The organism is Agrobacterium sp. 33MFTa1.1 (genome assembly GCF_004328495.1).
In the GTDB taxonomy this organism is placed as follows: Bacteria; Pseudomonadota; Alphaproteobacteria; order Rhizobiales; family Rhizobiaceae; genus Agrobacterium; species Agrobacterium pusense.
Window position 1 is genome coordinate 1,756,488 of the sequence record NZ_CP036358.1, and the last position, 18,233, is coordinate 1,774,720.

The following is an 18,233-nucleotide window of genomic DNA, read 5'->3' on the forward strand; positions in this document are numbered from 1 at the left end:
AAAATAATCGCTGTCTGCATGCAACCGGCAGCAGTGCATGGTTAAAAATTACGCAGTTCTGAAAAGGCTCGACAAATTCGCAATACGAGCCCTCACCAAACACAAGTTTAGTCGAATTTTACCATTCGCCTTTATCCATTAGAACATCGAATAGTTCTTCTAAAATCATAAGCTGCATGACGCAGAATATTCCCGCCTTCGAGGCATGTTTCCCCAACCATTGTTCAAGATGACCTTATCGGTGCATCGGGCTTCAAGGATCTGTAGCTTGCCAAAGAAAACCAATCTTATGACGCGCATTCTGGTTGCCGCGTCATCTCTTGTCGTCGCCGCCTTCGCGGGCTTCTCGTATTATATCGACAGCCTTCAGCATCGGGTCACCACCGAAGCGGTGGCGGAAAATATCGATTCTTCCGGCAAGCAGGCCGCCCAGAGCATCGCGAATTGGCTGAATGGCCGCATCATGCTGACGGAAACCGTGGCAAAGACGCTTGCCAAGCTTCCCGAGGACGGTGCGAAGCTGCAGTTCCTGGAGAATGAGGTGCTGACCGCGCAATTCATGTCCACATATTTTGGCAATGCGGAAACCGGCACCTTCACCACCTTCCCGAAGACACCGCTGCCGGAAGGCTACGACCCGCGCAAGCGCCCGTGGTACCTGGATGCGGTGAAAGCCGGCAAGACGGTGCTGACCGAGCCTTATAACGACGCCTCCACCGGCGGCCTCATCATCACGGCTGCCATTCCGGTCTCCGTCGACGGCAAGCTTACCGGTGTGACCGGCAGCGACTTCTCGCTCGACTCCCTGGTCAAGATGATCACGTCAGTGGATGCCGGCAAGGACGGTTACGCCTTCCTCGTCAGCAAGGATGGCAAGATTCTCATCCATCCCGATGCAAAATTCGTCGACAAGCCGCTGACCGATCTCTTCAAAGTCGATACGCCGGTGATTTCTTCTGCAATTTCCCAGACGGAAATCAACGGCAAGGGCAAAATCACCAGTTTCATTCCCGTTGCCGGCCTGCCTTCGGTCGACTGGTATCTTGGCTTTGTTGTTGATTCCGATGTTGCCTATGGCGCCATCGGGCAGTTCCGCATGGCCGCGACCATCGCCACCATTCTCGCCGCCACGATCATGATCGGCCTGCTGGCGACCGTGCTCTCCCGCTTCATCGTTCGCCCGGTAACGCAGATGACCTCCGCCATGGAAGGCCTGGCTGCCGGCAATCTCGAGGTCGCCATTCCTGGCCAGGAACGCACCGATCAGATCGGCTCCATGGCTGCGGCCGTTGCCGTGTTCCGCTCGAACGCCATGGAACGCCTGCGGCTCGAAGGGGACGCCGAACAGAACCGCACACTTTCCGAACAGGAGCGTAACGAGCGGGAACGACTGGCAGCAAAAGACGCGGCCGATATCCAGTTTGCAGTCGATTCACTGGCAAAGGGTCTTGCTCATCTCTCCAACGGCGATCTCAATTATCGTATCGATACGCCGTTTGTGTCCCGCATCGATCGCCTGCGCGACGACTTCAACAATTCAGTTGCGAAGTTGAATGCTGCGCTCAGCACCGTCGGACAGAACGCGCTTGCGATCGATGCCGGTGCCGGCGAAATTCGCCAGTCAGCCGACGATCTGGCGCGACGCACCGAACAGCAGGCAGCCTCCGTGGAAGAAACGGCGGCGGCGCTTGAGGAAATCACCACGACTGTCAAGGATTCCGCCCGCCGTGCGGAAGAAGTCGGCCGTCTGGTCGACCGCGCCCGCGGCAATGCCGAACAGTCCGGCGTCATCGTCGAAGATGCCGTGCGCGCCATGGAAGGCATCGAAAAATCATCTTCCGAGATCAGCAACATCATCGGCGTGATCGACGAGATCGCCTTCCAGACCAACCTGCTCGCGCTCAACGCCGGTGTTGAAGCCGCCCGCGCCGGCGAGGCCGGCAAGGGTTTTGCTGTCGTCGCCCAGGAAGTGCGCGAACTTGCCCAGCGTTCCGCCAATGCGGCAAAGGAGATCAAGACGCTGATCAACGCCTCCACCTCGCAGGTGCAGTCCGGCGTCGAACTCGTCGGCAATGCCGGCAAGGCGCTGGAAACCATCGTCCGCGAAGTGCAGGAGATCAACCGCCACATCGACGCGATCGTCACCGCATCGCGCGAACAGTCGACCGGCCTCCAGGAAATCAACACCGCCATCAACACCATCGATCAGGGCACGCAGCAGAATGCCGCCATGGTCGAGGAGCAGACGGCAGCAAGTCATGGCCTCGCCTCGGAAGCGGCGGCGCTGAATGAGTTGCTAGCGCAGTTCCAGCTCGCCACGGCTACGCGGCGGCAGGCGGAATATGGGCGGGCTGCTTAAGGGAGAATGGATATTGGCCGATCATTATAGCACCGGATCATGGCCAACCATCACCACGCTCGACGTCATCCTCGGGCTTGTCCCGAGGATCCAACCACGTCTCGTGTAAAACATACGTCGCAGATGCTCGGGACACGCCCGAGCATGACGGAGGTGAAATCTTACGCCTTTCTCACCTCATGGCCGGAGCGATCCGGCCATTTTTTTGTCCACCCTCCTAATAGTCGGTTCCCGCCATTCACACGATCCGCTAGAGCTTGATCGATCATGATCATGCGGAGGGATTCATGCTGGAACTGATTTGGCGCGGCATTGCCATGGGCATTGGCGGCACCGTGTTTATGGATATATGGGCAATCATACTGCACCGGTTCTTCGGCCAGTCCGCCCCGAACTGGGCGCCGGTCGGCCGCTGGTTCTGGCATGTGCCGAAAGGCAGGATATTTCACGACAGCATCGCCACAGCTGAACCCTACGAGCATGAACTGGCGCTCGGCTGGATTTCGCATTACGCCGTCGGGATTCTCTATGGTGTCATTCTTGCCCTGGTGGTCCCGCCCGCCTGGTTTGCAAACCCGTCCTTTATAGCGCCGTGGGTCGTCGGCATCATAACGGTGGGCGCAGGCTGGTTCCTGCTGCAGCCGGGTCTCGGCATTGGCTGGGCCGCATCGAAGACACCGAACCCAACGAAGGTTCGCGTCCTCAACCTCGTGGCCCATACCATCTTCGCCCTCGGCATGTATGTCGTGGCGCTCTTGATGAGCTAAACGAAAAGGGGGCTGAAAAGCCCCCTCTCCTCAGATATTAGCCGAGAAAGTATCGCAGTCCTCGACCCGGCCGCTCTGGAAGCCGCGCTTAAACCATTCCATGCGCTGCGCCGAGGTGCCGTGGTTGAAGCTATCGGGCACCACATAGCCTTGAGTCTGCTTCTGCAGCGTATCGTCGCCGATCTGGTGGGCGGCGTTCAGGGCTTCCTCAAGGTCGCCGGTCTCAAGAATGCCCTTCTGTTCGGTAAACTTGCCCCAGATGCCCGCATAACAATCCGCCTGAAGCTCCACACGCACCGACATCTTGTTGGCGTCCGTCTGGCTCATCGACTGACGGCGGCGGTTGAACTCAGGCAGAACGCCGGTCAGGTTCTGGATGTGGTGGCCGACCTCATGAGCAATCACGTAAGCCTGCGCGAAATCGCCAGCCGCGCCGAAACGCTGGTCCAGTTCCTTGAAGAAGCTGGTATCGAGATAGACCTTACGGTCGCCCGGGCAATAGAACGGACCGCTGGCAGCGGAAGCATAACCACAGGCGGAAGACACCTGCCCGGAGAACAGAACCAGCGTCGGCTTCTGATAGGTTTCGCCTGCCGACTGGAAAATGCCGCTCCACGTATCCTCGGTCTCGGCAAGAACGGTGCGGACGAAGGCGGTCGTCTCGTCGGACGATTGCCCCTGTGGTCGTGTGCCGGACTGCTGGGTCCCCGACTGCGTCGTACCGCCGCCATCCATCGACAGATCGCCGCCGGTCAGCAGCGTCAGCGGGTTGATGCCGAGCACCCAGCTGATCAACAGAATGACCAGAAGACCGCCAATCCCGATACCGCCGCCGCGACGCCCGATTGGCACGCGCATCCCGCCTCGGGAAAAAGGATCACTCGGCCCCGCCGACATGCCGCGCCGATCCTCAATATTGTCCGACTGGCGGCGCCCTCTCCATTCCATGCTATTCTCCCGGCGACTATCGCCTCAACAAGCTGCCTTATAACGGCACTATAATACATCTTGTTCCGGAAGAAAGCAGAGGCGGTCAGCGGAGTCTTTCATGCGGCTCTGCGTCTTTGTTTCAACACGGTCAGAAACAGGAAGGCAAAGACCAGAGCGCCGGCGGAAACGGCCACAAATCCCGCTCCGCCGCCACCGAAAGCAACCTTATTCATAAGGCGTCCGGGAACGAAGGTGAATCCTCCCGCAATAACGATGCCGCCCAGATAAACGCTCTGCATAATCCGCATATGGCGTCTGATATCGCCACGCCGGGCGAAGTAGATCGATTGCAGACAGCCATATATCGTGAAAGCGGAGAGGAGATGGATCGGGCTGAAACCGCAAAACATCCTCAATTCATGGATGAAGAAGGTTGAAATGGAAGTCGAAACCATCAGCATCACCCAGATCTTGCCGAGCAGCCGGTGGATGGCGGTTCCCTTGGGACGCAGGAAGATGAAGGCCCCGAGAATGGCTGCGGGCATGACGGTGGCGACATGGAATTGCACGGCAAGCGGTGCGTCTAACAGAGGCTGGAATGACATGGTTGCTGTTTCGGCTCGGTTGAAATCACCGGCAATTTCGGCGAAACATGCGGACAGGAAAAACGGATTGGCGCCATCAGCAGGAAAACTTCGTGGATCACCCGTATCTGCAATCCACGCTTCGTGAAATGCACGCCGTTCTGCAATCGCGCAGGCTGTGGCTGACATTCCTTGCGGTGCTGGCGATCTTCATCGTGACCGGGCCTTTCGGAACGAGCGAAACCATGAGCTTCGCCGACCGGTTGCTTTACTGGACAATCATTCAGGCCGGCGCCTGGATATTTGCCATATCCTTTTCCATCATCGCCAACAGCATCCTTGCCGGCCGCATCGAAAATATGCTGGCGCGCATGATGATCGGCTCGCTGACGGCCGCCTTGCCGATCGGGCTCTTGCTTACCATCACAAACGGGGTCTTTTCAGGCAGGGAAATGGGTTTCGGCCCCTTTTTGCAGAGCAGCCTGTCCTCCCTGCCTCTCTGCGCCATCTTCTGCCTGCTGAGTTATCTCACCGCCTGCCAGTCGTTCGAGACGACGGCCAATGCCTCTACGGTCAGAGACGAAGACATCAAACACGCTAAGGGCCTCGCACCGCTGCTGGAGCGGCTTCCACCGCAAAAGCGTGGCGAACTGCTGCGGCTCTCAGTACAGGACCATTATACCGAAATCGTCACCACGCGCGGGCGTCAACTCGTCCTGTTGCGTTTTGCCGATGCGCTGAAGGAGATTGGCGAGACGCGGGGCTTGCAGGTGCACCGCTCCCACTGGATTGCCGATACGAATGTCGTCGCGCTGCGTAAACAGACAGGCCGTCTGCTTCTCATGACAAGGGACGGCACAGAAATTCCCGTCAGCCGCTCCTATACCGCGGCGGTACAGGCCCGTTTTGCCGCGCTTGCCCCTGCCCGTTAAGAGTTTCTGTCGATTCCGGAATTTATGGGGTTCCGTTCTCAAAAACATTTGCCTATAAGCCGCTTCTAGCCTGAAAACATTTGAATTGCGCTCCCCGGCCGGTGATCTTCCACCCTGGCCGGTGTTTTGCGCAACCGAAAAGCGGAACGAGAGAGCCCATGCCGAAGCGCCAAGATATCAAGTCCATCCTCATCATCGGCGCGGGACCGATCGTTATCGGTCAGGCATGTGAATTCGATTACTCCGGCACGCAGGCCTGTAAGGCGCTGAAGGAAGAAGGTTACCGGGTCATTCTGGTCAACTCCAACCCGGCGACGATCATGACCGATCCGGGTCTCGCGGACGCCACCTACGTCGAGCCGATCACCCCTGAAGTCGTGGCCAAGATCATTGCAAAGGAGCGTCCCGACGCGCTGCTGCCGACCATGGGCGGCCAGACCGCGCTCAACACCGCGCTTTCTCTCAAGCGCATGGGCGTTCTCGACCGCTACAATGTCGAAATGATCGGCGCGAAGCCCGAAGCCATCGACATGGCTGAAGACCGGGCCCTCTTCCGCGAAGCCATGGCCCGCATCGGCCTTGAAACCCCGCGCTCGATGCTCGCCAACGCCACGGAAATCAAGGATGCAGACCGCAAGAAGCATGAAGCTGCGCGGGCGGAACTGAAGGGCAAGCTCTCCGGCCCCGAACTCGACAAGGCGCTGGACGACCTCGAAAACCAGTGGAACCTCGGCGAAACCGACCGCAAGCAGCGTTACATGGCCCACGCCATGGCCATTGCCGCCCAGGCCATCGATCATGTCGGCCTGCCCGCCATCATCCGCCCGTCGTTTACGCTGGGCGGCACGGGCGGCGGCATTGCCTATAACCGCTCGGAATTCTTCGACATCGTCTCCGGCGGCCTCGACGCCTCGCCGACGACGGAAGTTCTGGTCGAAGAATCGGTTCTGGGCTGGAAGGAGTATGAGATGGAAGTCGTCCGCGACACCGCGGACAACTGCATCATCATCTGCTCCATCGAAAACATCGATCCGATGGGCGTCCACACCGGTGACTCCATCACTGTTGCGCCAGCGTTGACGCTGACCGACAAGGAATACCAGATCATGCGCAACGCCTCGATTGCGGTGCTGCGTGAGATCGGCGTCGAGACCGGCGGCTCCAACGTGCAGTTCGCCGTCAACCCGAAGGACGGCCGCCTTGTCGTCATCGAAATGAACCCGCGCGTATCGCGCTCCTCTGCGCTGGCTTCCAAGGCAACCGGCTTCCCGATCGCCAAGATCGCTGCCAAACTGGCCATCGGCTACACGCTGGACGAACTCGAAAACGACATCACCGGCGGCGCCACCCCGGCATCGTTCGAACCGTCCATCGACTACGTCGTCACCAAGATCCCGCGTTTCGCCTTCGAGAAGTTCCCGGGCGCGTCGCCGATCCTCACCACCGCGATGAAGTCGGTCGGTGAAGTCATGGCCATCGGCCGCACCTTTGCGGAATCCCTGCAGAAGGCGCTGCGCGGTCTCGAAACCGGCCTTACCGGTCTCGATGAAATCGAAATTCCCGGTTACGAAGAGGGCGAAGCCTCCAAGAACGCGATCCGTGCTGCCATCGGCACGCCGACGCCGGATCGCCTGCGCATGGTCGCCCAGGCGCTTCGCATGGGCATGAGCGAAGAGGAAGTCCACGAGAACTCGAAGATCGACCCCTGGTTCATCGCCCAGTTCAAGGCCATCGTCGACACGGAAGCCCGCATCCGCGAGCATGGGTTGCCGCAGGATGCCGAGAACCTGCGCATGCTGAAGGCCATGGGCTTCTCCGATGCCCGCCTCGCCAGCCTGACCTCGAAGCGCCCGAAGGAAGTGGCCGAGCTGCGCAACAGCCTGAACGTCCGCCCGGTCTTCAAGCGCATCGACACCTGCGCCGCCGAATTCGCCTCGCCGACCGCCTACATGTATTCGACCTATGAAATACCCTTCGTCGGCGCAGCCCGCTCTGAAGCGCAGGTCTCCGACCGTAAGAAGGTCGTCATCCTCGGCGGCGGCCCGAACCGTATCGGCCAGGGCATCGAGTTCGATTATTGCTGCTGCCACGCCGCCTTCGCGCTGAAGGATGCCGGCTTTGAAGCGATCATGATCAACTGCAATCCGGAAACGGTGTCCACCGACTACGACACTTCCGACCGCCTCTATTTCGAGCCGCTGACGGCCGAAGACGTGATCGAAATCATGCGCGCCGAACAGGAAAAGGGTGAACTCGTCGGCGTCATCGTGCAGTTCGGTGGCCAGACACCGCTGAAGCTTGCAGAAGCGCTGGAAAAGAACGGTATCCCGATCCTCGGCACCGCGCCTGACATGATCGACCTTGCCGAAGACCGCGACCGCTTCCAGAAGCTCTTGATGAAGCTCGATCTCGCCCAGCCGAACAATGGCATCGCCTATTCGGTCGAGCAGGCCCGCCTTGTCGCTTCTGAAATCGGCTTCCCGCTGGTGGTTCGCCCGTCCTACGTTCTGGGTGGCCGCGCCATGCAGATCATCCATTCGGAAGGCCAGCTCCAGACCTACCTGCTCGACACGGTTCCGGGTCTCGTACCCGAGGACATCAAGCAGCGTTACCCGAACGACAAGACCGGCCAGATCAACACCCTGCTCGGCAAGAACCCGCTGCTGTTCGACAGCTACCTGACCAACGCCGTCGAAGTGGACGTCGACGCGCTGTGCGATGGCGAAAACGTCTTCGTATCCGGTATCATGGAGCACATCGAAGAGGCCGGCATCCACTCGGGCGACTCGGCCTGCTCGCTGCCTTCGCGTTCGCTCAGCAAGGAAACCCTCGACGAACTGGAGCGCCAGACGACGGCGCTTGCCAAGGCGCTCAAGGTCGGCGGCCTGATGAACGTTCAATACGCCATCAAGGACGGCACGATCTACGTTCTCGAAGTCAACCCGCGCGCCTCGCGTACCGTGCCTTTCGTCGCCAAGACCATCGGCGCGCCGATCGCCAAGATCGCCGCCCGCGTCATGGCGGGCGAGAGGCTCGATCCGGCGATTGCCGCTTACGGCGAGAAGCCTGATCCGCGTAACCTCACGCACATTGCCGTCAAGGAAGCCGTCTTCCCCTTCGCGCGCTTCCCCGGCGTCGACATTCTGCTCGGACCGGAAATGCGCTCGACCGGTGAAGTCATCGGCCTCGACACTGATTTCGCGCTCGCCTTCGCCAAGAGCCAGCTCGGCGCCGGTGTTGACCTGCCGCGCTCCGGCGCGGTCTTCGTCTCGGTCCGTGATGAGGACAAGGAAGGCGTTCTGCCCGCCATCCGCATTCTCGTGGAAAGCGGCTTCAGAGTGCTGGCCACCGGCGGCACCCAGCGTTTCCTTGCCGAAAAAGGCATCAACGCCGAAAAGATCAACAAGGTGCAGGAAGGCCGTCCGCATATCGAGGACGCAATCCGCAACCGTCAGGTCCAGCTCGTCATCAACACCACCGACAGCAACAAGGCGATTTCAGACAGCAAGTCTCTGCGCCGCGCAACGTTGATGCAGAAGGTGCCCTATTACACAACGATGGCAGGTGCCGAAGCAGCCGCCCTCGCCATCAAGGCGCTGAAGGCCGGCAATCTGGAAGTGAAGCCGCTGCAGAGCTACTTCAACTAAGAGATCAGCAAGAAAGCCTGACGAACTGAATGAACGCCGGAACGCCGCGAACCACCGGGTTGGCGGCGTTTCTCATTGCGTAATACACCTGCAATCCAACGCCGGTATCAAAAAAACATCATTTCCACCCGCAGGCCGATGACGATTTTTCCCTGTCCCGAGAATTCTCCGCCATCGCCGATCACCCAGTTCCTGAACCCGCATCTGGAGCAAAAGCATGACTGGACGACCGCCCGGCCCGATGCGTGTAGCTTTCCCACTGCGCATCGAACCGGTGATTTTGAACGCTGTCCGCCAGACTGCGAGCGACGAGCTGCGCAGCATTAACGCGCAGATCGAAATTCTTCTGAAAGAAGCCCTTAGGCAGCGTGAGCGAGAGGTAGGCCATGACCTGGGCCACAAATCGAACGAGAGCGAATAGCATCTGAAACGGCAGGCTTTAAGCCGCCAGTGCTTCCCGTACGCAGTTGCGGCCTTCGCTCTTGGCGCGGTACAGCGCGCGGTCGGCCATGTCGGCCAGCGTCTGGAGATCACAGTGTATCTCGCCGCTTGTCGCAATGCCGATGCTGATTGTCACACCGACACGCAGCCCGCCGCAGTCCACCTCTTTCAAAGCAACCGCGTTGCGAATGCGCTCGCCTATCATTGACGCCTTTTGGCTTCCTGCGCCGGGCAGGAAGATGATGAATTCCTCGCCGCCATAACGGGCCAGCACGTCGCCACTGCGAATACTGCCGCCGATCCGCTTTGCCACTTCCTGCAGGACGCTGTCACCGACGGAATGGCCGAAGCGGTCGTTGATCGATTTGAAGTGATCGATATCGAGTAGCATTGTCGCATCGGTGGGATCAGGCTTTGTGGGCATCGTCTGGAAGAAGAAGCGCCGGTTCTTCACGCCTGTCAGCGGATCCGTATTGGCAAGGATCAACAGTTTCCGCTCCGAGCGTTCAGCCACCAGCACCATCACGAACAGGGCAATCGCAAAGTTGAGCATAATGATGAGGAAGAACGCATTGACGATGTCGATGGAGGCGAGAGAGGGTGAAAGCACCCCCTTTACCACCAGAAGTGAAATCAGCCCCGAGACGGTGGTGATCGCGCCCATCGCGATGCGGGAAAGAAGCGGCTCCTTGCGCCAGCCGCTAAACAGCACCACGGCTGCGCCGAGATAGGCGAGCGCCGCACAGCCATTGAACAGCGCAGCGCGCAACGCATTGTTCTCCGCCACCTCATACGCGAGGACAATCCCGAGAACCACGACAAGACAAGTCCCAAGCAGAGTTTTCGGCGATACAAAACGGCCGTCGCTCAACGCTTTCAGACCAAGCCAGATAAGCGCATAACCTGCAATACCGAATACGATACTGCCCAACCGCCGCAAGGCCGGCGACAATATCTTCCACTCGCCATATCCGGCAAGCGTTGAGCCGACGGCCATTGCCGCAAAGCCCGCGGCAAGAGTGACAGGACCGCGCAGGCCGCGATTGGTCAGCATCAAATAAATAAAACTCATTAGCCCCACGATGTAGGAGCATTTTTGCATTAGTATGACTGTTGCAAGGTCAAGTTCACCAAGCATAATACGCCCGTTTATAAATATTTTGATGAGACATATAAAATGACTCGAATAAATTTCAATTAAAACGAAAAACTAACGATGCGCAAAGCATAACAACGCCAAGTTGATATTCGATAAAATATATACATAGAAAAGACTATTCAAAATTTCTTACATAAAGCATGTCCTGTTTGAATTTCTTGATTTCCATCTCTTTAGCCTGCTCATCAGGGAGGCGAAGCAGGTAGGATGGGTGCACGGTGACAAAAAGCGTCCGCCCTTCTTGCATTGGCAAGGGCCGGCCGCGAATCTCCGAGACCTTTTCTTTGCCGCCGGTCAGCGCATATAGCGCCGTTGCACCCATCGCAACGATCAGCTTCGGCTGAACAAGCGCGATTTCCTGGTTGAGCCACCAGCGGCATTGCTCCACTTCCCCCGCATTCGGCCGCTGGTGGATGCGCCGTTTGCCGCGCGTTTCGTATTTGAAGTGTTTCACGGCATTGGTAACGTAAAGCCCGCCGCGGTCCACACCGATCTCTCTGAGCGTCCTGTCGAACAGCTGGCCTGCGGGGCCGACAAAAGGTTTTCCGGCCAGATCCTCGTGATCGCCCGGCTGCTCACCGACGACCATGATCTTCGCGTTTTCCGGCCCGTCACCAAAAACGGTCTGCGTCGCCTTGCAATGCAGGGCACACCGTGTGCAGTGGCGCGCTTCATGCGCCAGCGAAGCAAGCGTGCCATCCGGCAAAGGTGGCTGCTCTTCCCGTGCGGAAGCCGCTGCCTGGAGGCGATGGTGAAACGGCTTCGGTTGGCTCGCCTCCTTCGCCGCCATCTCCAGCACCCGCGCCTCCGCGCCCAGAATCAGGTCAGGGATGAGCTCGGCTTCCGGCAGATTCTTCCAGTATTTCTTCGGCATCTCCGCTGTCATGGCCTTGATCTTCAAGCGGGCCGGGTTGAAAATATTGGCGTAATAGGTCCGCCAGAGATCGTCCGTTTCATCCTTGAGATCAGGCTTGGCGGCAGCCTCCCGTGATGTCTGCAGCAGGTTTCCGTCCCATCGGGCGCTGCCCTTCGGCGAGACAATCAACCAGTCCATGTCGGTGAAGCGACGTTGAAAAAACGGAGCCGTACGTTCGATGATGAAATGGTCCGGTTCGAACCACGCCACGAACCGCCGTCGCCCGCCCTGCCCTTGCGGCAATGACAGCTCCTTGAAACGCACGAAGGCCGTCATCTTGTGATAATCGCGACGGACAGACTTTTCGAGCAGCCGCACATCGGAAACATCCGGATCGGACTTGAACTGCAGCAGGGCCCGATCCCGTTTCAGCCGCCACAATAGCCTGTAGAGCAGCGCGAAACGGCCGGGATCGCTGTGGCAGATGACGGCCTGCGCCAGTGCGACAAATGCGGCAGGTACGGGAACCGGGGCGCCGCCCTCCGTTGGCAATGGCGCACCGGAAAAGTCGAGAAGCCCAAACCCGTCATCCTGCAGCCGCCAGTCGATCTTCTCCGGCGGTATATTGGCCGCAAGCGCCGCGCGCGCAGCATCGCGCCACTCGGTGAAATCCCCCCGCCCCTCCAGCACCGGGCCATACATCACAACAGCGACAATTGTTCAGGCTGCGGCGCAAACATCGCGCGCAGATCCGGCCGTTCGATCAGCTTGCCCGGTGTCCATCCCTCCGCGACGATAAAGGCCTTCACCTTTTTGAGAGATACGCCGAAGCGGGCGATATCTTCCAGCCGCAGGCTGCGGAACTTCCGCGACGAGAGAATCGAGGCAACCGTCTTGGTGCCGAAACCGGGTACACGCAGCAACATTTCGCGATCCGCCGCATTGACGTTTACCGGAAACTGATCGCGATGCTTCAATGCCCAGGCAAGCTTCGGGTCGATGTCAAGATCCAGCATGCCGTTTCCGCCGATAGCGGTTATCTCGCCGATATCGAAACCGTAAAAACGATAAAGCCAGTCCGCCTGATAGAGGCGGTGTTCGCGCATCAGCGGCGGCTTGATGAGTGGCAGGTTCTTCGACGAATCCGGAATTGGGCTGAACGCCGAATAATAGACGCGCCGCAGACCATAGCTTCCATAGAGCCGCGCGCTGGTGGAAAGAATGGTGCTGTCATCGGCACCGTCGGCGCCCACGATCATCTGCGTGCTCTGTCCGGCGGGCGCAAAACGCTTGGTTTTTCGCGTTTTGACGGTAGGCTCGCCCGCCTCCTCGATCTTCAGGCGAATATCGGCCATAGAGCGGCGAATATTGGCGGGCTGCTTTTCCGGCGCAAAACGGCCGATGCCGCTATCGGTGGGCAACTCGATGTTGATCGACAACCGGTCCGCATAAAGCCCCGCCTCCTCGATCAATTTCGGAGACGCTTCCGGGATGGATTTGAGGTGGATGTATCCACGAAAGCCATGGGTGACGCGCAGTTCACGCGCCACACGCACCATCTCCTCCATCGTGTGATCAGAGGAACGGATGATACCCGAGGATAAGAACAACCCTTCAATATAGTTGCGCCGGTAAAATTCGAGCGTCAGCCACACCACCTCTTCTGCGGTAAACCGCGCCCGTTCCACATTGCTGGAAGAACGGTTGATGCAATAGGCGCAATCATAGATGCAGAAATTGGTGAGCAGGATTTTCAGGAGCGATATGCAGCGCCCATCCGGCGCATAGGCATGACAGATGCCAGACCCTTCTGTCGAGCCCAATCCGCCAGAGGCTGCGGAGTTCCGTTTCGCCGTCCCGCTCGATGCGCAGGAGGCGTCGTATTTCGCGGCGTCAGAGAGAATGGCCAGCCGTTGCCTGATTGACTTCTTCATAATAATGTTCACTATATGTTCTCTTGAAGATTGTCAATCAGGATATTCAAGTCATTGGAAAGACAAAGAAATATTGATGCCTCAAATTTGCTGGCATTTCGCTGTCGTCTTCTGATATAGTCCGCTCAGTTATGATTTTGGCATGGTTCCGGAGTTCCCCTCCGGAACCTGTTTCTTTTTGTGTCTGCAGGTAAAGCGACCGGAATGCGAAGGATAAAAAAATGGTAGAAAAAGTACCGATGACCCAGGGTGGATTCGTCAAGCTTCAGGAGGAGCTTCGCTGGCGCCAGCAGGAGGAACGCCCCCGCATCATCGAGGCGATTGCGGAAGCGCGCGCCCATGGCGACCTTTCGGAAAACGCCGAGTACCATGCTGCCAAGGAAGCGCAGAGCCATAACGAGGGCCGCATCACGGAACTCGAAGATCTGACGGCGCGCGCTGAAGTCATCGACCTTTCCAAGATGTCGGGTTCGAAGATCAAGTTCGGTGCCACCGTGAAGCTGGTTGACGAAGACAGCGACGAGGAAAAGACCTATCAGATCGTCGGCGACCAGGAAGCCGACGTAAAGGCCGGCCGTATTTCCATCTCTTCGCCGATTGCCCGCGCCCTGATCGGCAAGGAAGTTGGCGACAGCATCGAAGTCAACGCGCCTGGCGGCGCCAAGGGTTACGAGATCCTCGCGGTTCAGTGGGGCTGATTGCCCCATGCAATGCGCCCGCCAGCGGGCGCATTGCTTTTGACCTGTTGCTCCCCTGAACCAGCCGCAAAGACGGAAGCCCATCTTGTCCCACGTCAGCCTGAAAGATGTGCAGGTGCTTGCGCCGAATTTCAAACGCAGGCTCTCCGGCGTCACCTCTACAATCGTTCAGCTGATACCGGTGCAGAACCGGCTGGGACAGAAGGTCGCCACCATCGGCCCCGGCCTGCCGCCGCATCTGCCGCATGTGCGTTTCCGCGACCTGTGGCGGCTCTGGCAAGGCGGCCCGTTTGGCGGCCCGCGCATCTGGCATGCCCGCCGCAACCTCGAAATGTTACCGGGAATTTTCATGCGTGATGTGCTGCGCATGAAGGTGAAGCTTCTCTTCACCTCGGCCGCGCAGAGGCGGCATTCCGCCTATACCCGTTTCCTGATCTCCAGGATGGATGCCGTGGTGGCCACCAACATCCGCTCAGGCTCATTTCTTGAAGTGCCCCATCGCGTTGTCATGCATGGCGTGGATACCGAACTTTTCCATCCGGCAACCGGTCCTGAGGACACGATAGCCGCGACCGGCCTGCCGGGACAATATCTGATCGGCTGCTTCGGGCGGGTCCGCCACCAGAAGGGCACCGATCTTTTCGTGCGTGCCATGATCGAACTTCTGCCCGCCTATCCGCAATGGACAGCTGTGGTTTCAGGCCGCGTGACGGCGGAACACAAGGCTTTTGCCGAAGCCCTTGAAGCAGATGTCAACGCCGCCGGCCTCGCAGATCGTATCGTGTTTCAGGGTGAAGTTGATGACATCAAGCCGTGGTACAGGCGGCTGACGCTCTATGTCGCGCCTTCGCGCAACGAGGGTTTCGGGCTGACTCCGCTTGAAGCAATGGCCTCGGAAACGGCCGTCGTCGCCAGCAATGCCGGTGCCTACGAGGAAATGATCGTCACGGGCGAGACCGGGGCGGTTGTTGAAGCGGGCGACTATGCATCACTGAGGGATGCAATAAAGACCTATCTCGCCGATCCCGCCATGGCCAAAGTCCACGCGAGTACCGGACTTGCGCATGTGCGCAGCACTTTTCCGCTGGAAAAAGAAGCGGCCAGTCTTGGCGAAGTCTATGAGGCGTTGCGGCGGGGGTAATGCGTCGCAAGCCGGAAAATCAGATTTCCACGAGACCGACGCGCTTGACCTGACGGATGGTCAGCATGGTGCGCACCGTATCGACATTCTCATCCGCAGTCAGAACCTCGATGACGAAGTCCTGAAATTCCGTCAGGTTTCTTGCGACGCAATGTAACAGGAAGTCGCTTTCGCCGGATACCATCCAGGCCTGGCGCACGAGAGGCCACCCGGCCGTCGCCGCGGCAAAGGCCTTCAGATTGCTGTCCGACTGGCGCTTGAGACCGATCATGCAGAAGGCGACGAGATCAAAACCGAGCTTCGGCGCGTTCAACATGGCGTGATAACCCTCGATTACCCCCGCCTCCTCGAGCTTGCGGACACGCCTCAGGCACGGAGGAGCCGAGATACCGACCCTTTCGGCCAGTTCCACATTGGTCATGCGCCCGTCGCGCTGCAATTCGCGCAGGATTTTCAGATCGATGGCATCGAGTTCGACGCTGGTCACGGAGGAGTACCTCGTTAAGCTGGAGAACTTCCTTGTACTATTCGGCGCGGGATTCGCAACGATATGCCGCCAACCGGTCACAAAATTGCGCGTGCATCCACAACTGCCTTGTTGGTAACGCAAGGCTGCCCTTGAATAAAGGCACTAGACAACCTTAAATACCCGCCAACGAAGGGGTTATGGCCCGTCCGCCCTGCCGCGGCTGGAAGGCCCTCGACTGAAGACCCTGCTATTGAGAAGGAAATTTCCCATGTCTGCCCGCCATACCAAGGTATTGATCATCGGCTCCGGTCCCGCAGGCTACACGGCGGCGATCTACGCGGCACGCGCAATGCTGAAGCCGGTGCTGATCGCCGGCATGGAACAGGGCGGTCAGCTGATGATCACCACCGATGTCGAGAATTACCCGGGCTTTGCAGACCCTATCCAGGGCCCGTGGCTGATGGACCAGATGCTGAAGCAGGCGACGCATGTCGGCGCGGAAATCGTCAGTGACCTGGTGACCGAAGTTGAAACCAGCGTTCGCCCGTTCGTCGTGAAGACCGATTCTGGCCAGGTATGGACCGCCGACACGCTGATCATCGCCACCGGCGCCAAGGCCAAGTGGCTCGGCATCGAGAGCGAGCAACATTTCCAGGGCTTCGGCGTTTCCGCCTGTGCCACCTGCGATGGTTTCTTCTATCGCAATAAGGATGTGATCGTGGTGGGCGGCGGCAATTCCGCCGTGGAAGAGGCGCTTTATCTCGCCCATATCGCCAAGACGGTAACGGTCGTGCACAGACGCGACAGCTTCCGTTCGGAAAAAATCCTTCAGGAACGGCTCTTTGCCAAGGACAACGTCAATATCCTCTGGAACACGGAAGTTGCCGAAATTACCGGCGCGCCCGCAAAACCGCCGATGCCGCCCTCCGTTTCCGGCGTCAAGCTGCGCGACACCAAAACCGGCGCGATCAGCGAAAGGCCCATTGACGGCGTCTTCGTCGCCATTGGTCACGCGCCTGCCGTGGAGCTCTTCAAGGGCAAGGTGAAGCTGAAGGACAACGGTTATATGTGGACCGCTCCCGATTCCACCGCCACCGACGTGGAAGGCATTTTCGCGGCCGGCGACGTCACCGACGACATCTACCGTCAGGCAATCACCGCCGCCGGCATGGGCTGCATGGCCGCGCTGGAAGCGGAACGTTATCTCACCGCGCATCAACCGCTTGCTGTCGCAGCGGAATAACTGAAAGGCAGGATAGGCATGGCAATGCCATTGGACTGGGATAAACTGCGCATATTTCATGCCGCAGCCGAAGCAGGGTCTTTCACCCATGCTGCCGACAAGCTGCATTTGTCCCAGTCGGCCATCAGCCGCCAGGTCAGCGCGCTGGAGCAGGATGTCGGCGTCAAGCTGTTTCATCGCCACGCCCGCGGTCTTATTCTTACCGAACAGGGCGAACTGCTCTATCGCACCGCTCACGATGTGCTGCTGAAGCTCGAAACGGTGAAGATGCAACTCACCGAAACGACGGAAAAGCCGAGCGGCAAGCTGCGCGTCACGACGACGGTGGGCCTCGGTCAGGGCTGGCTGACGGACAAGGTGCAGGAATTCCTGCAGCTCTATCCGGAAATGTCGATCCAGCTCATCCTCGACAATGAGGAGCTGGATGTGAACATGCGCCACGCAGATTGCGCCATTCGCCTGCGCCAGCCCCAGCAATCGGACCTCATCCAGCGCAAGCTGTTCACGGTGCACATGCACGTCTATGCCGCGCCGTCTTACATCAATCGCCATGGCGAGCCCCAGTCGGTTGAGGATCTGGACAACCACCGCATCATCTCGTTTGGCGAACCCGCGCCGAACTACCTGCTAGATGTCAACTGGCTGGAAAATGCCGGGCGGTCTTCCGACAATACCCGCACCCCCCATCTGCAGATCAACAGCCAGACCTCGATCAAGCGCGCATGCCTGCTGGGAATAGGTATCGCCTGCTTGCCGGATTACATTGTCGGCCGGGACCCCGGCCTCATCCAGTTATCGCTCGCGGCCGACATTCCGTCATTCGACACCTATTTCTGCTATCCGGACGAGATGAAAAATGCTGCAAAGCTGAAGGCCTTCCGCGACTTTATCGTCGCCAAGGCGCGCAATTGGAATTTCTGACGTTTAAATAGCCGAGGGGCTGAAATAGACGTTATTTTTCAAGGAGATACAGGGGAATTCATGGAAGGGCGACCAGTCGCCCTTCGCCAGCTTTGCACATAAAATATACCTGAAATATCGAGGCCTGCACCCGACGCATGCCTGACCTGCAC

15 protein-coding genes are annotated in these 18,233 nt (G+C 58.8%); 9 read left to right on the forward strand and 6 right to left on the reverse strand.

Going from position 1 to position 18,233, the window contains the following annotated elements:
• Positions 1-268: 268 nt before the first annotated feature.
• A complete protein-coding gene (gene mcpU, locus EYD00_RS08940) occupies positions 269-2,359 on the forward strand; it encodes a methyl-accepting chemotaxis protein McpU (protein WP_004442890.1) in 2,091 nt (696 codons plus the stop codon).
• A 287-nt stretch (positions 2,360-2,646) separates the two neighbouring features.
• Positions 2,647-3,126 carry a DUF2938 domain-containing protein gene (locus tag EYD00_RS08945; protein ID WP_004442892.1) on the forward strand — a complete coding sequence of 160 codons (480 nt, stop codon included), beginning with the start codon at positions 2,647-2,649 and terminating at the stop codon, positions 3,124-3,126.
• A gap of 30 nt (positions 3,127-3,156) precedes the next feature.
• On the opposite strand, the gene ypfJ is transcribed toward EYD00_RS08945, so the two are convergent.
• Together ypfJ and EYD00_RS08955 are read right to left on the reverse strand one after the other, a co-directional pair.
• The gene (ypfJ, locus tag EYD00_RS08950) at positions 3,157-4,074 is read right to left on the reverse strand and encodes a KPN_02809 family neutral zinc metallopeptidase (protein ID WP_004442894.1); all 918 of its coding nucleotides are present in this window, start codon (positions 4,072-4,074) and stop codon (positions 3,157-3,159) included.
• Between the two features lie 98 nt (positions 4,075-4,172).
• Positions 4,173-4,661 (reverse strand): DUF2306 domain-containing protein, encoded by a 489-nt coding sequence (locus EYD00_RS08955; RefSeq protein ID WP_004442895.1) that lies wholly within the window; start codon positions 4,659-4,661, stop codon positions 4,173-4,175.
• Positions 4,662-4,708: 47 nt separating this feature from the next.
• Here EYD00_RS08955 and EYD00_RS08960 point away from each other — a divergent pair, with 47 nt between their 5' ends.
• The 3 genes from EYD00_RS08960 to EYD00_RS08970 all read left to right on the forward strand — a co-directional run bounded on the left by EYD00_RS08960 (position 4,709) and on the right by EYD00_RS08970 (position 9,640).
• Entirely contained in the window at positions 4,709-5,572 is an 864-nt protein-coding gene (locus tag EYD00_RS08960; RefSeq protein WP_034498781.1) for a LytTR family DNA-binding domain-containing protein, read from the forward strand.
• 158 nt (positions 5,573-5,730) lie between these two features.
• Positions 5,731-9,219, forward strand: coding sequence for a carbamoyl-phosphate synthase large subunit (gene carB, locus EYD00_RS08965; RefSeq protein ID WP_034498779.1), 3,489 nt, complete (start codon positions 5,731-5,733; stop codon positions 9,217-9,219).
• A gap of 217 nt (positions 9,220-9,436) precedes the next feature.
• Positions 9,437-9,640 carry a type II toxin-antitoxin system antitoxin gene (locus EYD00_RS08970; protein ID WP_004442898.1) on the forward strand — a complete coding sequence of 68 codons (204 nt, stop codon included), beginning with the start codon at positions 9,437-9,439 and terminating at the stop codon, positions 9,638-9,640.
• A gap of 18 nt (positions 9,641-9,658) precedes the next feature.
• Here EYD00_RS08970 and EYD00_RS08975 read toward each other — a convergent pair whose 3' ends face one another.
• From EYD00_RS08975 to EYD00_RS08985, 3 genes are all read right to left on the reverse strand, one after another.
• Positions 9,659-10,798 (reverse strand): GGDEF domain-containing protein, encoded by a 1,140-nt coding sequence (locus EYD00_RS08975; RefSeq protein WP_034498776.1) that lies wholly within the window; start codon positions 10,796-10,798, stop codon positions 9,659-9,661.
• Positions 10,799-10,934: 136 nt separating this feature from the next.
• Complete coding sequence (locus EYD00_RS08980; RefSeq protein ID WP_004442900.1) at positions 10,935-12,377, reverse strand: UdgX family uracil-DNA binding protein; 1,443 nt, start codon at positions 12,375-12,377, stop codon at positions 10,935-10,937.
• Positions 12,377-13,609, reverse strand: a complete 1,233-nt coding sequence (locus EYD00_RS08985) for a putative DNA modification/repair radical SAM protein (RefSeq protein WP_006699637.1) — start codon at positions 13,607-13,609, stop codon at positions 12,377-12,379. The genes EYD00_RS08980 and EYD00_RS08985 overlap by 1 nt, the downstream gene beginning before the upstream one ends.
• Before the next feature lie 221 nt (positions 13,610-13,830).
• On the opposite strand from EYD00_RS08985, the gene greA reads away from it, so the two are divergent.
• Both greA and EYD00_RS08995 read left to right on the forward strand, forming a co-directional pair.
• Entirely contained in the window at positions 13,831-14,307 is a 477-nt protein-coding gene (gene greA, locus EYD00_RS08990) for a transcription elongation factor GreA (RefSeq protein ID WP_003522847.1), read from the forward strand.
• A gap of 85 nt (positions 14,308-14,392) precedes the next feature.
• Complete coding sequence (locus EYD00_RS08995) at positions 14,393-15,448, forward strand: glycosyltransferase family 4 protein (protein ID WP_004442903.1); 1,056 nt, start codon at positions 14,393-14,395, stop codon at positions 15,446-15,448.
• Positions 15,449-15,467: 19 nt separating this feature from the next.
• Here the strand turns inward: EYD00_RS08995 and EYD00_RS09000 are convergent, their stop codons facing one another.
• Complete coding sequence (locus EYD00_RS09000; protein WP_004442906.1) at positions 15,468-15,935, reverse strand: Lrp/AsnC family transcriptional regulator; 468 nt, start codon at positions 15,933-15,935, stop codon at positions 15,468-15,470.
• A gap of 250 nt (positions 15,936-16,185) precedes the next feature.
• Here EYD00_RS09000 and trxB point away from each other — a divergent pair, with 250 nt between their 5' ends.
• Complete coding sequence (trxB, locus tag EYD00_RS09005; RefSeq protein WP_034498773.1) at positions 16,186-17,160, forward strand: thioredoxin-disulfide reductase; 975 nt, start codon at positions 16,186-16,188, stop codon at positions 17,158-17,160.
• A gap of 24 nt (positions 17,161-17,184) precedes the next feature.
• Positions 17,185-18,081: a LysR family transcriptional regulator VtlR gene (locus EYD00_RS09010; RefSeq protein ID WP_034498849.1), complete on the forward strand. Its 897-nt coding sequence runs from the start codon at positions 17,185-17,187 to the stop codon at positions 18,079-18,081.
• Positions 18,082-18,233 lie beyond the last annotated feature (152 nt).